We start from the raw sequence: 13124 nt of genomic DNA, 5'->3' as shown, positions 1-13124 counted from the left end.
TCCGCACGCCCCTCTAGGATGAGAGGAGCCGAGAGGAGCTGAATGTTCGGAGTGTTGCAGGGATTCGCGCTCATTCTCGGGATCATCGGCGCCGGATACCTCACCGCTCGGTTCGGCGTCGTGCAAGGGGATCAGCGTCGCGTACTGAACAACGTCGCCTTCTTCGTCGCGACCCCGGCATTGCTCTTCACTGTGCTGCGGCAGAGCGATCCCAGCATCATCCTCTCGCCAGTCATTCTCATCACGAGCCTGGCGGCCATCATCGTCGCGACCGTCTTCGTCATCGCCTCCCGCCTCTGGTTCAGACGAGACCTCGCAACCACGACACTGGGAGCGGCGTGCTCGGGGTACGTCAACGCGAACAATCTCGGGTTGCCCGTTGCCGTCTACATCTTGGGCGATGCCGCCTACGTTGCGCCGCTCATTCTCGTGCAGCTCATCTTCTTCGCGCCGACCATTCTGTCGATGCTCGAGGCGACGCGTACCGGCAGGCTTGTCGATGTTGACGCCGACGCCGACGGGCCGGCGCCGCGACGGCGCGGTGCGCTGCGCGGGGCCTTCGCCGCGCTCGGCAGGGCCGCTTCGAACCCGATCATCATCGCGTCGGTGCTCGGCCTGATCGTCGCGCTCATCGGGCTGCCCATTCCCGAGATCGTCTCGGCTCCGCTCGAGATGCTCGGCGATGCCGCCATTCCGATGGTCTTGCTCAGTTTCGGCATCTCGCTCCGCGGGCAGCGCGCGTTGCAGCGGGGCACTGGCCGTGCGGCAGTCTTCACGGCCTCCGCGCTCAAGCTCCTCCTCATGCCCGTCATCGCCTGGAGTCTCGCCGTCGCATTCGGCCTCGGTGCGCACGAAATCTTTGTCGCGACGATCATTGCCGCGTTGCCGACGGCTCAGAACGTCTACAACTACGCGGCCACCTATCGGCGGGCGGAAACGACGGTGCGCGACACGGTGTTCCTCACCACGTTCGCGTCCTTGCCCATCATCGCCGCAATCGCCTGGCTCCTCGGCTAGAAAGACCCCGGGAATAGTCGTCGGGCCGCACTCGTTGCAGTCATCTGGAAACACCGTACGCACGACCTGAGGAGCCACATCGTGAGCCCGCGCACCGCCATTACCAGCGCCCCCGTCATCGAATCCCTCGCTGAGCGATGGAGCCCGCGCGCTTTCGATCCGACGCACGCGTTCCCCGAAGGTGCGCTCCGCGGCCTCCTCGAAGCGGCTCGCTGGGCGCCGAGCGCGAACAACACTCAGCCCTGGCGATTCATCATCGCCCGCAGGGGCGGCGCGCACTTCGCGCGGATCACCGAAACCCTTGCCGGGTTCAACCGCGAGTGGGCGGTGCATGCCGGTGCCCTCATCGTGAACGTGGCAGAGACCGCCGACGCTGCGGGCAATGTTCGCCCCTGGGCCGAGTACGACCTCGGCCAAGCGGTGGCGCACTTGAGCGTGCAGGCCACCTCGGAAGGGCTGCACCTGCACCAGCTCGGCGGGTTCGACCGCGATGCCATCCGCGAGGCATTCGACCTGGAGGAGCGCCTCGTGCCCGTCTCGATCAGCGCGATCGGCAAACTCGGCGCGGCCGAATCGCTTTCAGAGGTGCTCCGGGAACGGGAGATCGCTCCCCGCACGCGACTCGATCTCGAATCGCTCGTGCTTGCGCGGGGCTGATTCGCCGTCGAAGGGTAATCTGCGCCGTCGGGCCCGGTGTGTAAGGGCCCGACGTCAGGCTTCCGTGTCGACCTCGGTGGCGCCGCCATCGAGCCGCAGGGCCTGAATCAGTTCACCGGCGTGCACCGTGGAGACGATCACGCGCGAGAAGTGATCGAACTCTCCCCGCCAACCGTGGTCCTCTTCAGACCCCTCGGGATTCTCGAGGTCGATGACCACCGCCTTGCGACCGCTCCGCACCAGCACGAAATCGCGCCCGGTGAAGTTGCGCCAGGTTCCGGCCGCCAGCCGACCGGGGAGCGCAGCGCCGGGAGCTCGTACTCCGCGCACCCAGACCCAGGGGTCGTCGGTGACGATGGCGGACGTGATAGCCGACCGATCGAGTTCGATGTCGCGGCGTCGCATTGCCGCGAACTTCTCGGATGCAGTCAGGCGGATGACCACGCGATCGGGATGCACCTCAACTCGCGCCATCGGTCAGTCCAGCATGTCGCTCTGATCGATGACGGATTCGACCGTCTCGATGAGCGCGCGCTTCAGCGCATACTCGGGATGCGACGGGTCGTCCGCGTCAGCGGGGAGCCCGAGTTCGGCAGCTGCCTCGAGCGTGTTCACGCCCACGCACGCGACGATTGTGTCAGCCGGTATGTCGGGGAACTGCGCCGCGACTTCTTCGGCGATCTTCGCCGAGGCGACGAGCATGGCATTGATGCGACCTGACTCGATGTCTTCACGAATGTGCACGGAAGCGGGAACGCCAACGGTGCGAAAGGCAAGCACCTGCGTCACGTCGTGCCCACGGTTCATGAGCCCCTCGGTGAGCACCGGAATCGCCACGTCGGAGCGCAGCGTCAGTACTTTGAGCACCGAGTCGGTATCGATCTCGCTCCACTCCTCGAGGAGCGCGTGGGTGCTGTTCTCCTCGCTCGGTGTGCGCGTGATCGGATACCCGGCGTCGGTGAACGCGACAGCGGTCGCCTCTCCCACGAGGGCCACGCTCGTATCGGGGTGGATGACGGCGTTGTGATGCTTGAGCACGTCTGCCACGGTCGAACTCGTGGCGGTGAGCCAGTCGAAGGCGCCGGCCTCGAGAGCTTTCAGCGCATCGACGAGCTTGTCTTCTTCGCTCGTGTGGGCGAAGTCGACGAGCGGTGCGATGACCGTGTGCGCCCCGCGCTCACGGAGGGCCCTCGAGACCAGATCGCCCCAGGTACCGCCCCGAGGAACGAGCACCCGAAGGCCACTGAGCGGCTTCGCCTCAGCAGACATACACCCCACTCACTCGATACCAATACGAACGAACCGCGCCCGCAACGCGTGCTCGCGGGCTGGCCCCTCACGGAAATCCATTGTCCCTATTCTTACCCTGCCACCCCGCCGAAGCAAAACGACGGGGTCTCCCGGGGTGAACGAAACAGAACTGTGACCTGACGAAAGGTTCAGCTGAACCGTCTGGCGACGGCCGAAGCGACGCCCCACACAGCGAGCCCCGCGAGCACCGCGGCACCGGCGACCCCGGCGGCGAAGCCGACGGGGTTCTCCCGCTGCTCCTCCGCAAGGCGCGACTTCGCATCGGCGATGGAGTCGTCCACCCGCTGCGCGTAGTTCAAGCGAACCTTGAGCTGCGACAGTGTGTCGTACAACTCAGAGCGTGCCTGCGCCGCTTCGGCGATGCCGTGCCGCTTCTCTTCCGAGCTCATCGCCAGTTCCCTTCTTCGCCGACGCGCGGCATTTCGCGGCTCGAGTGAGGCGGTACCGGCGGTTCGGCGTTGACGCGCACCTCGCCGATCGCAGACAGATCTCCTCCGACCCGGTCCAATGTCTCCTCGGGCACGGGATTCCCGCGCTTGATCAGCGCGACGCCGCCGAGGATCGCCAAGGCTGCGAGCAGCAACAGCCCCGCGGCAACGACCAGCGCTGCCAGCCACCACGGCCAGACCAGCGCCAGGGCCGCGATGGCCGCGATGACCAGCGCCTCGAGCATGAAGAACAAGAAGAAGAGGGCGACCACAATGGCCCCGGCGCCGATACCCGCACGCTTCGCCTTCGTGATGATCTCACGCTTGGCATTCTGATACTCGATTTTCGCCAGACTGACAATCTGGTGCGGCAGGCGGGTCAGCAGTTCAAAGGTGCCGGCCTCGTCCTTCTTTCGACTCATGCGTTCCCCCCGTCCGCCTCCGCGGACGTGCTCGTCTCCGCCGCAGCTCCTTGCGCAGGCTTGGAGGTGCTGCTCGGTGCTGGCTTCGGGGTGCTGGTCGGCTGAGCGGGCGCTGCAGAGGCATGTTGTGACGACGAGCCACTGTGCGACGGCTGCGACGATGACGAGCGACCCTGCCCGCCGACGATCGATGCGAACGCGTTCTTGCCCGCGCGCAATGCCGAGTCCTTCACGTTCTCAATGGTTCCGCGCGTCGCGTCGCGTACAGCGTCGACACCCTGCTGAACAGGCGCAGTGTTCCACACCTGCTCTGCGCCACGCTTGATCTGCTCGTAGCGCTCGCGCCCGGCACGTGACCCCAGCACGTACCCCACAGCTGCGCCGAGAACGAATGCGATCTTGCCCTTCATGATGCCTCCAGTTCGTGGCGTTTTCTGGTCCTCGCCCAGCCTACTCCCGGTGCAGGTGCGACGCATACGATGCTGCGTCCCCCACAACGTCCCGCTCGGTTCGCGGGGATCACTCGGCGATGCCCGTGAGACGGCGGCGCATGTGCACCGACACCTCCCGAGCGTCGCTGACGGCTGCGGCGATGTCTCCACTATGCACCTCCGGCCCCACCCTGATACAAGTGGATTCCCCTGCTCGCACCGAAGTGGTATGGAGACGCGCGGCGTCGCGAGCTTCCACGGTGGCGAACGGGGCCGGCACTGATTGCACATTCATGCGCGCTCCGTCGACGCGCCGAGCGCCCACTGCCTCGAGTGCGTGGTGCATCAGGTCGTCGAGCAGCACCTGGGGAGCCATGACATTCTCCGAATGGTGATCATCCACCGAGAACGCTGGCCCACTCATCCGGATTCGCCATTCGGCTCCCGTGGTAGCACTGACCGTTCGCTCCCACCGCACGCTCCAGCAATCTCCGTTCGGCGCCGTGACAATCTCAAGCGCGGCCCGGTTCAGCTCACCCGACGCATCGGAATCGGCAGGGTCGCGCCCAGCGAGACCATGCCCCCCGAAATCGGGCTCGGTGACAGCTGCGTCGGCGATCCAGCGCATCGACTGTCGCTCGCCCAGCGCTGCATCGGTCAGCACTGCATCGCTCTGCACTGCATCGCTCAGTGCGCCGGGCAGCCGAACTGCCCGATCGCCCAGAACGACGGCGCGCGCCGTGATCTGGTTGCCTGATTCGTCGAGCATCCAGTGTTCGCCTCGGTGTGCTTCGCGATCGCCATCGTCCGCGATGCTGCGCAGGCTAGTGACGGGTGCGTCCGCCACCTGGACGCCGTACAGCGCCAGCCGTTCGAGCAGAGCTTCACGGAGCGCCTGCCACCCACCGGCCGGGCGTACACGAGTTTCACGTGCAACATGTCGTTGCGCATATGCGAGCGCTGCACCGCACAACGAGCCGGCGGTGGTCAGGTCTTCGTTGAGCCCGGGCACCGCGATAGCGACATCGACTTCGTCGGCGAGCACGCCGAACCTGGCAAGGACGAACGGTTCAACGAGTCGATCCAGGGCTTTCCGGCCGATCCGGGTCCGCACAAGAGTACCGAGCGAGCGGGTCTTCCCAATGGTCAACACGGGCCGCACGCGGTCGAGAAACGCTCGGGTCGCCCCGCCTCTGCCGAGCACCGCAATGCTCGCTTGGGAAAGCGGAACCGCAGGAACGCCGAGCACCGCAGGCATGGGCTGAGGAGTCCATTCACGGTCGGCTCCGCGCAAGAGCACCTGAACCGGAGGTTCGAGGACGGGTCGCGCAACCGCCACCGGAGCTCCGCCCGGCGAAAGCGGCGAGGCCACGTGATCGAGAAATGCGCGTAACGATCCGTCAGCATCCGTCACGTCATCGGGCGAGAAGCCGCCGTCAGCCTCATCGCCTCCCGCCGACTCAGCGCGCGATCCGTCGCGACCCACCGCCACAGCTCGACCGACGCGCACCGTCAAACCCACTTCAGCGAACTCAAGGGCCGCAGCCAGCTCGGCCGGGCCCTGGCCGATCACGTAGACATCAACCATGTTGCTGCGGCCCCTGCGGTGCCTGCGGTGCCTGCGGTGCCTGGTACTCGACAGTCGGGTCAACGGGCACAGCAGGCACGGTCACGGGAACCTGTATCAGGTCGATGCGCGAACGGCCGTACCCGTGCTTGCGGAAGGTGCGCAGCACAAGCCAGATGAAGAGGGCATACCCCACGAGCGAACCGATGAACGACCCGGGTCCGCCAGTCGCCTCGACCTGAGCCGTCTCCCCGCCCACGGCGAAGGTCATGAACCCGAACGCAATCAGATTATTGACGATATGAATGGCAATCGCCGCTTCCAAACCGCCCGTGCGCCACGTCAGCCAGCCCGCGACGAGCCCCAGCGCGCCGACCGAGAGGAGCCCCCAGATGTCGTAGATATGCGCGAGGGCAAACCCGACCGAGGGAATGATGATCCCGAACCAGGGACTCTTCAGCCAGGAGCCGAGCACCTGCATGAACAACCCACGGAAGACGACTTCTTCAGCCGTCGCCTGCAGCGGCACGAGGAGCACGATGATGATCAGCGAAGTCCACGCCGCGATCCAGTCGAAGTCAGCGGAGGAGTTCGTCGCGGAGACAGGCTCACTCAGCGATGCGGGATTCATCGCGATCTCGATAGCGATGCCCGCAATATTCATCACGATGACGGCGAGCAATGCCACGAGCGAGAGCCTGCCCAGCATGCCCCCCCGCAGTCGTCCGGCCACCGACCAGATGCGCCCAGTCGGCCGCATACCGAGAGTCAGCATCGCGAGGATCACCGACGGGATCATGATGATGATTGACACCAGGCTGAGCAGCACCGACACCGGAACCTGAGTGTCGAGCACGTCGCCCTCGCCAGACACGACGCCCTCGAGGTAGGAGGGGTCCGTCATCAGGATCGGAATGAAAGCGATGCTGATGACAACGGTGAAGATGCCGAAGTAGACGGCGGAGAGCAGCAGCAGCAAGAGCGGCTTCCACCAACGGTAATTGGCTACGCCGCGCAGCAGGCGGTGATACTCGAGCGGTTCCGTCTCCACGGTCTGCAGCGCCATCGGCGGACGCACCCAGCCCCATTCGGGCGCCGGCAGCTGCGGGGCGGACGCAGGCTGCTGGGGGGCGGGGAGCTCAGGGCGTTCGGGGGGCTCGGATCCGATGCTCGTCATGATTCCTATCCTCTCATCCACCACCCGCACGCGCCCGGGGAGGGGCGTCAGGCTATGACGCGGAATCCCCACCGACGCGCAGAGCCCCTATCGAACGCACGTGATTGCGATAGGGACTCGGCAAGGCCACAGGGTCTCGGCCGAAACACTTCGCGTTTCGCTAGGCTCCCACCCCTCGCTGCGCTCCGTGGGCTGACGCTCCGCGTCACCGGAGCCGACCGAAACGCAACGCGTTTCGCTAGGCTCCCACCCCTCGCTGCGCTCCATGGGCTGACGCTCCGCGTCACCGGAGCCGACCGAAACGCAACGCGTTTGCTAGGCTCCGCGCAAGCGCTCGGCGAGGAAGGCGTGCAGCTCCGCGCGCGGCACGCGCACCTGCTCCATCGTGTCGCGCTCGCGCACGGTCACCGCGTCATCGTCAAGCGAATCGAAGTCGACCGTCACGCAGAACGGCGTACCGATCTCATCCTGGCGCCGGTAGCGACGCCCGATGGCTCCCGAATCGTCGAAGTCGACGTTCCAGTCGTCGCGAAGATCTTGTGCGATCTCGCGCGCGAGCGGAGACAGCGCCTCGTTGCGACTCAATGGCAGCACGGCGGCCTTGATGGGTGCGAGGCGCGGGTCGAGCGCGAGCAACGTGCGCTTGTCCGTGCCGCCCTTCGCGTTTACCACTTCCTCCTCGCGATAGGCGTCGACGAGGAAGGCCATGAGCGAACGCGTCAGACCGGCCGCCGGCTCGATCACGTACGGGGTGTAGCGCTCGTTCTTCGTCTGGTCGAAGAAGTTGAGATCCTTGCCCGAGTGCTTCGAGTGCGTCGACAGGTCGAAATCCGTGCGGTTTGCGATGCCCTCGAGCTCACCCCACTCGCCCCCGGTGAAGCCGAAGCGGTACTCGATGTCGGCGGTGCGCTTCGAGTAGTGGGAGAGCTTCTCCTTCGGGTGCTCGAAGAACCGCAGGTTCTCGGGGTCGATGCCGAGGCCGACGTACCACGCCATGCGCTCGTTCATCCAGTACTCCTGCCACTCCTCGTCAGTACCCGGCTCGACGAAGAATTCCATCTCCATCTGCTCGAACTCGCGGGTGCGGAAGATGAAGTTGCCGGGGGTGATCTCGTTTCGGAAGCTCTTTCCGATCTGCCCGATACCGAATGGTGGCTTCATCCGAGCCGCCTGAAGCACGTTCGCGAAGTTCACGAAGATCCCCTGGGCGGTCTCGGGCCGGAGGTAGTGCATGCCCGCCTCGTCGTCAACCGGGCCGAGGTAGGTCTTCAGCAGACCGGAGAACGCGCGCGGCTCCGTCCACTGGCCGCGCGTGCCGCAGTTCGTGCAGACGATCTCGGCGAGGCCGTCCTTCGGCGCTCGGCCCTTCTTCTCCTCGAACGCCTCGATGAGGTGATCTTCGCGGTAGCGCTTGTGACAGTGCAGGCACTCGATCAGCGGATCGCTGAAGACCTCGACGTGCCCCGAGGCCTCCCAGACCTGCTTCGGCAGAATGACGCTCGAGTCGATACCGACGACATCGTCGCGCTTCTGCACCATCGCCTTCCACCACTGGCGCTTGATGTTCTCTTTGAGCGCGGTGCCGAGGGGGCCGTAATCCCACGCAGAGCGTGAGCCGCCGTAGATCTCACCCGCTTGAAAGACGAAGCCGCGGTGGCGGGCGAGGGCGATGACCTTATCGAGGCGGGACTGCTCAGCCATAGTTTTGTATCACTCCAAGGTGCAAGCGGGGATCTTGGCGCCGATGCGCTCGTGACGCACCGGCCGAAAGGTCCAGTCTACCGATGGCGAGCGATCGACCCGTCGGTACGTTGTCGGAGGCTCGACGGTGCCGATCTACGCGGCGAGCGCCCGTGGCTGCGCAACGCGCGCGTCGCCGATAGCTTGCGCCATTCCAGCGTCTCCGCTTCGCGGCAGCCAGGGGAGACTGATCGGGGCGGCAATGGTGTTGCTGGGGTCCCACGGCGACTGCGGCATCGGCAGCACAGGCAGCGGCGTCGTCATCACCGACACGGACACCGGCACCGGCACCGTCTGGGTGAGCGCTGCTTCAGGCCTGCGTTTGAAGGTGGCATAGAGACCGTAGGCGCCCATGAGGCCCCAGACGATATTCGACGCGAACGACGGCCAGGCCCCGTAAGCGAGTGCGCCGCCGGCTGCGAGCAGGCCCCCGGTGGCGTTGAGCATCAGATAGCTTCTCGTCGAAGGCGACCAGGTTCCACGCAGCATCAGTACATACGCGACGAATGTGCCCAGCGTGCCCACCCAGCCCAGAATGCTTCCCATCAACGCGTCCACCGCCGCTCCTTTCCCGTTCGTTTTCCGGCACGCCGCAGAGACCTTGATCGAGGTGCAGACTCGTTCTGCGGGGTGCGACACGTCTATTTTCAAGCGCCGATTCATCCAGCACAATCGAATCTTTTGAGATGCCGGATGTAGAATTTCTTAATATGAGAATCGCGGTCTCCCGGCTTCCGTTTCTGTTGCAGATCGCTCGAAGCGGCGGGGTCCTGGCGGCCGCAGAAGCTCTGAATCTCACACCGTCGGCGGTGTCGCAGCAGCTCGCGCGACTCGAGGCGGAGGTCGGGGTGCCGCTTGTACTCCGCAGCCCGCGGGGCGTCACACTGACCGCTGCCGGGCGCGAGCTGGTCGAACTCGCCGAAAACGTGGAGCGCGAAGTGAACGAGGCGGCACTCCGGGTCGGAGCAGCGAGCGAGATGCCGAGCGGCACGGTGCGCTGCGGCGCGTTCCAGAGCTTCTTGAGCGGTGTCATCGCGCCGGCGCTTCCGCGCTGGCGTACCGAGCTGGCCGGCGTGCACCTCGAAGCAGTCGAAGGAGACCTCCCCGACCTTCTGCGCGGGCTTCGCACAGCTGCATTCGATCTCGTCGCAATCGAGCGCGACGAATCCATTCCGCCTCCCCCACTCGGGCCGGGCGTGCGCGAGGTGGCGCTGCTCGACGACCCATGGGTGCTCGTCGCACCCGCCGGCACACAAGCGACTATGGGAGTCATCGAGCTGGATCAGCTTCGCTTGCCGTGGCTCGAGGTTGACCGGAGCTCGGGTGTGCACCACGCGGCGCAGCGTGTACGAGATCGCATTGCATCGTCAGCGAGTTCACCGCACCGCTACGCGAGCCATCAGTCAGCGCTCGCCCTCATCGCGGCCGGGGAAGGCGTAGCACTCCTCCCCCAACTCGCGCTGCAGGAGTTCTCATTGACCGGCGTTGAGACGCACGAGCTCCCCGGGCTCGGCAAGCGGCACATTTCATTGCGCTATCGTGTCGGGCGCAAGCCCGATCCTGCTGTCGGCGCAGCCGTCGAGTTCTTCCAGCTGCTCACGGCACCTCGTGAGATTGTGCAGGATCACCAGCACCGTTGAGCGATCAGCGGTGCTGGTTGTTCACTCCCATGTACCGAGCACGAGATTCTCAGGCGAATCCCCCTGCTGCAGGTGAGCGATCTGTCGCCGGATCAATGCCGACATGCGCGGCAGCATCGCGCTCGAGTCGCCCCCGACGTGCGGCGTAATGAGCACATTCGGGGCGCTCCAGAGCGGATGTCCGTGTGGAAGCGGCTCGGGATCGGTAACGTCGAGGGCAGCTCGTAGTCGACCAGCCCGCAGCTCTTCGATCAGCGCATCGGTGTCGACCACCGGCCCCCGTGCCACGTTGACGAGCAACGCGTCGTCGGGGAGCGCGGCAAGCGCTGCGGCGTCGATGAGTCCCCGAGTTTCGTCGGTCAACGGCACGGCGAGCATGACGATCTCCGCTTCGGCAAGACTCTCATGCAGAGATGCGAACCCGCGGACTTCGACCGTGGCACCGGCCATATTCTTCTCTTGTCGCGCCGTGCGCGCCAGTCGCGTGATCTCAACCTCGAAGCCGGCGAGGCGCGCTTCGATCGCTTTCGATACGCCCCCGTAGCCGATCAGCAGCACTCTGCGATCGGCAAGGCTCGGCAGCGACCGGAGCTGCCAACGATGCTCATCGCTATCCCGCACGAACTGAGGAATTCCGCGTTGAGCGGCCAGGGCAAGGCTGAGCGCAAGCTCGGCGGTCGAGCCCTCATGCACCGTTGCAGCGTTCGCGAGCGGGATACCGCCCGGCAAATGCTTCGTGACGCCGTTGTACCCGATCGACTGCCACTGCACCAATCGCGCCTCGACCCCCGCAAGCTGCGCGAGAGGCCGCGCTCCGCCCCAATACGGAGGCACAACGATATCGATTCGTCGACGCGGCGCGGGATCATCGAGATCCCATTCGACGAATTCCACACCGTCGAGCTCGCCCACCGCCTCGCGGAGTCCGGGATCGGTCGGCAGGGATACGACGAGGCGATTCATGGCTGCGAGTCTAGCGGGAGCGGTAGCATCGAGGTCTCGGAAGGCCGAAGGGGCGAACATTGGTGGGACACGGTCTGGGCCGCAGCGCTGCCCTACTCTGCAGCATGGTGTTGTTGTGCGCAGGCTGCTCAGCTGCAGACGAAGGTACGTCAGCGAACGTCTCGGTACTGCTGCCTCCCGGCGACGCGACTCCCGACTATCAACTCGGAGGCGCGTACCCACCCAGGCCCGATGTCGATGTCGTCACCCGAGATCGTCGCGCTGATCCGGATCCCTCCCGGTACTCCATCTGTTACGTGAATGGTTTTCAAACGCAGCCTGGGGAACGCGGCCTCTGGCCCGAGGAGACACTACTCCACGATGGCGCCCATTTCGTCACGGATCCTGACTGGCCCGACGAGACCCTCTTGGACACCTCCGAGTCGTCGCGCACAGCCATTCTCAAGATCGTCACGCCGTGGATTACCGGTTGCGCAGACGACGGTTTCGATGCCGTGGAGTTCGACAATCTCGACACCTACACCCGGAGCAACGACGCGCTGGCGCGCGAAGACAACCTGGCGCTCGCAGCGGCTTACGTGGAAATCGCCCACGGAGCCGGTCTCGCTGCAGCGCAGAAGAACTCCGCTGAAGACGCGGCGCAACTGCAAGCGACAGCAGGGTTCGACTTCGCGGTGAGTGAGGAATGCGCGGCATTTCGGGAGTGCAACGCGTACACCGACGTGTACGGCACAAATGTCATCGATATCGAATACGACGATGCACTTCCACGCTCATTCGCAGCTATGTGCGCGGACCCCGAAACACCCGGCGCCGTCGTGCTGCGCGATCGGCAACTGTCGATGCCGGGGGCAGCAGCATACGTTCGGGAGACTTGCACGCAGTAGCGTAGTCGCCGCCAGGACGAGTGTCGGTGGCATGCGGCAGAATGTCAGTGTAGACCATGCGTCACACGGGCTCGCCTCCATGACGGCGGGCAATGCGGGGGCACAGCGACGCTGAGATGAAGTGGAGCAGTCCATGGCGCCCGAATCCGCCCTCGCCAACACCCCGTTCGTCATCGCCCTGTTCGACGACATCGACCCATCAGGTTCCACTGTGCTCTACGGAGATGATGCCGAGATCTGGGACTGGCTTTCGCGCAGCGAATCATTCGCACCCGGGGCTGAGGCCGCTGAGTTGCCCATCCCGGGTACCGACAAGATCGCGCACGTCTCCGTATGGGCACCGCGAACCGACAAAGCCCAACACCTCGCCAGAGTTCCCGGCACCGGCAGGGCTCATCCGAGCCTCATCGAGCTCCACCTCGGGAGAACGGACACAGTGGAGTTCCGCGCGACGTATGCACGGCTCGTCCGCGCGCTTCCACCCGGGCGCGTGTTCGAAGGCTGCTGGTGACCTGCGGCCGCTACGGTCGAGCGGACTCGTCGACTGCGGCTGTCCCCATCTCGAGCGACACGAGCGCAACTAACTCAGAAAGCGGCACGTTGAGCGCGCCAGCTATACGCACCATGACGTCAAGCGTCGGATTGCGCCGGCCGCTTTCGATACCGCTGACGTACGTGCGATCGAGCCCGGCGTGAAGCGCAAAGGCCTCCTGCGAGCTCCACCCACGAGCGAGCCGCAACTCGCGCAGACGAGTGCCGAAGACTTTGCGATGCGCAGGAATATCCACTCTGGCGAGTAGTCGTTTAAGGTACTCCTCGTCCACCTAGTTGGTACTCGGTTCCGGGAAGAGGGTACTGGCCCGCAGCATTACCCGCCTTGGGCC

At 65.3% G+C, this 13124-nt stretch carries 16 protein-coding genes; 5 read left to right on the top strand and 11 right to left on the bottom strand.

Translation table 11 applies throughout. From position 1 onward, the window contains the following. Positions 1-42 precede the first annotated feature (42 nt). Entirely contained in the window at positions 43-1017 is a 975-nt protein-coding gene (locus AB0O71_RS10210) for an AEC family transporter (RefSeq protein WP_363744924.1), read from the top strand. An 81-nt stretch (positions 1018-1098) separates the two neighbouring features. After that, positions 1099-1674: a nitroreductase family protein gene (locus tag AB0O71_RS10205; protein WP_363744922.1), complete on the top strand. Its 576-nt coding sequence runs from the start codon at positions 1099-1101 to the stop codon at positions 1672-1674. A gap of 54 nt (positions 1675-1728) precedes the next feature. Here the strand turns inward: AB0O71_RS10205 and AB0O71_RS10200 are convergent, their stop codons facing one another. From AB0O71_RS10200 to AB0O71_RS10160, 9 genes are all read right to left on the bottom strand, one after another. Further along, positions 1729-2148, bottom strand: a complete 420-nt coding sequence (locus AB0O71_RS10200; protein WP_363744920.1) for a hypothetical protein — start codon at positions 2146-2148, stop codon at positions 1729-1731. Positions 2149-2151: 3 nt separating this feature from the next. Continuing rightward, complete coding sequence (locus tag AB0O71_RS10195) at positions 2152-2943, bottom strand: uroporphyrinogen-III synthase (RefSeq protein ID WP_363744918.1); 792 nt, start codon at positions 2941-2943, stop codon at positions 2152-2154. A 170-nt stretch (positions 2944-3113) separates the two neighbouring features. Beyond that, positions 3114-3374, bottom strand: a complete 261-nt coding sequence (locus AB0O71_RS10190) for a DUF3618 domain-containing protein (RefSeq protein WP_363744916.1) — start codon at positions 3372-3374, stop codon at positions 3114-3116. Beyond that, a complete protein-coding gene (locus AB0O71_RS10185; protein WP_363744914.1) occupies positions 3371-3835 on the bottom strand; it encodes a phage holin family protein in 465 nt (154 codons plus the stop codon). Before AB0O71_RS10185 ends, AB0O71_RS10190 begins: the two co-directional genes overlap by 4 nt. Beyond that, positions 3832-4245 (bottom strand): YtxH domain-containing protein, encoded by a 414-nt coding sequence (locus AB0O71_RS10180; protein WP_363744912.1) that lies wholly within the window; start codon positions 4243-4245, stop codon positions 3832-3834. The genes AB0O71_RS10185 and AB0O71_RS10180 overlap by 4 nt, the downstream gene beginning before the upstream one ends. A 109-nt stretch (positions 4246-4354) precedes the next feature. Further along, positions 4355-5854 carry a hypothetical protein gene (locus AB0O71_RS10175; protein ID WP_363744910.1) on the bottom strand — a complete coding sequence of 500 codons (1500 nt, stop codon included), beginning with the start codon at positions 5852-5854 and terminating at the stop codon, positions 4355-4357. Further along, the gene (locus AB0O71_RS10170) at positions 5847-7010 is read right to left on the bottom strand and encodes a type II CAAX endopeptidase family protein (RefSeq protein WP_363744908.1); all 1164 of its coding nucleotides are present in this window, start codon (positions 7008-7010) and stop codon (positions 5847-5849) included. The genes AB0O71_RS10175 and AB0O71_RS10170 overlap by 8 nt, the downstream gene beginning before the upstream one ends. A gap of 315 nt (positions 7011-7325) precedes the next feature. After that, positions 7326-8711: a glycine--tRNA ligase gene (locus AB0O71_RS10165; RefSeq protein WP_363744906.1), complete on the bottom strand. Its 1386-nt coding sequence runs from the start codon at positions 8709-8711 to the stop codon at positions 7326-7328. A gap of 135 nt (positions 8712-8846) precedes the next feature. Beyond that, positions 8847-9308: a hypothetical protein gene (locus tag AB0O71_RS10160; RefSeq protein ID WP_363744904.1), complete on the bottom strand. Its 462-nt coding sequence runs from the start codon at positions 9306-9308 to the stop codon at positions 8847-8849. 152 nt (positions 9309-9460) lie between these two features. Here AB0O71_RS10160 and AB0O71_RS10155 point away from each other — a divergent pair, with 152 nt between their 5' ends. Beyond that, positions 9461-10390, top strand: coding sequence for a LysR family transcriptional regulator (locus tag AB0O71_RS10155; protein WP_363744902.1), 930 nt, complete (start codon positions 9461-9463; stop codon positions 10388-10390). 21 nt (positions 10391-10411) lie between these two features. Here the strand turns inward: AB0O71_RS10155 and AB0O71_RS10150 are convergent, their stop codons facing one another. Next, entirely contained in the window at positions 10412-11353 is a 942-nt protein-coding gene (locus AB0O71_RS10150) for an NAD(P)-dependent oxidoreductase (protein WP_363744900.1), read from the bottom strand. A gap of 104 nt (positions 11354-11457) precedes the next feature. On the opposite strand from AB0O71_RS10150, the gene AB0O71_RS10145 reads away from it, so the two are divergent. Both AB0O71_RS10145 and AB0O71_RS10140 read left to right on the top strand, forming a co-directional pair. Next, the gene (locus tag AB0O71_RS10145; RefSeq protein WP_363744898.1) at positions 11458-12240 is read left to right on the top strand and encodes an endo alpha-1,4 polygalactosaminidase; all 783 of its coding nucleotides are present in this window, start codon (positions 11458-11460) and stop codon (positions 12238-12240) included. A gap of 133 nt (positions 12241-12373) precedes the next feature. After that, on the top strand, positions 12374-12751 hold the full coding sequence (locus AB0O71_RS10140) for a hypothetical protein (RefSeq protein WP_363744896.1): 378 nt from the start codon (positions 12374-12376) through the stop codon (positions 12749-12751). 10 nt (positions 12752-12761) lie between these two features. On the opposite strand, the gene AB0O71_RS10135 is transcribed toward AB0O71_RS10140, so the two are convergent. Further along, positions 12762-13028, bottom strand: a complete 267-nt coding sequence (locus tag AB0O71_RS10135; RefSeq protein ID WP_363744894.1) for a helix-turn-helix transcriptional regulator — start codon at positions 13026-13028, stop codon at positions 12762-12764. Positions 13029-13124 lie beyond the last annotated feature (96 nt).

It is taken from the genome of Leucobacter sp. NPDC077196, assembly GCF_040687075.1.
Lineage (GTDB): Bacteria > Actinomycetota > Actinomycetes > Actinomycetales > Microbacteriaceae > Leucobacter.
Note: the sequence above shows the minus strand (reverse complement) of the source record. Positions and strands in the feature narration are given on the sequence as shown.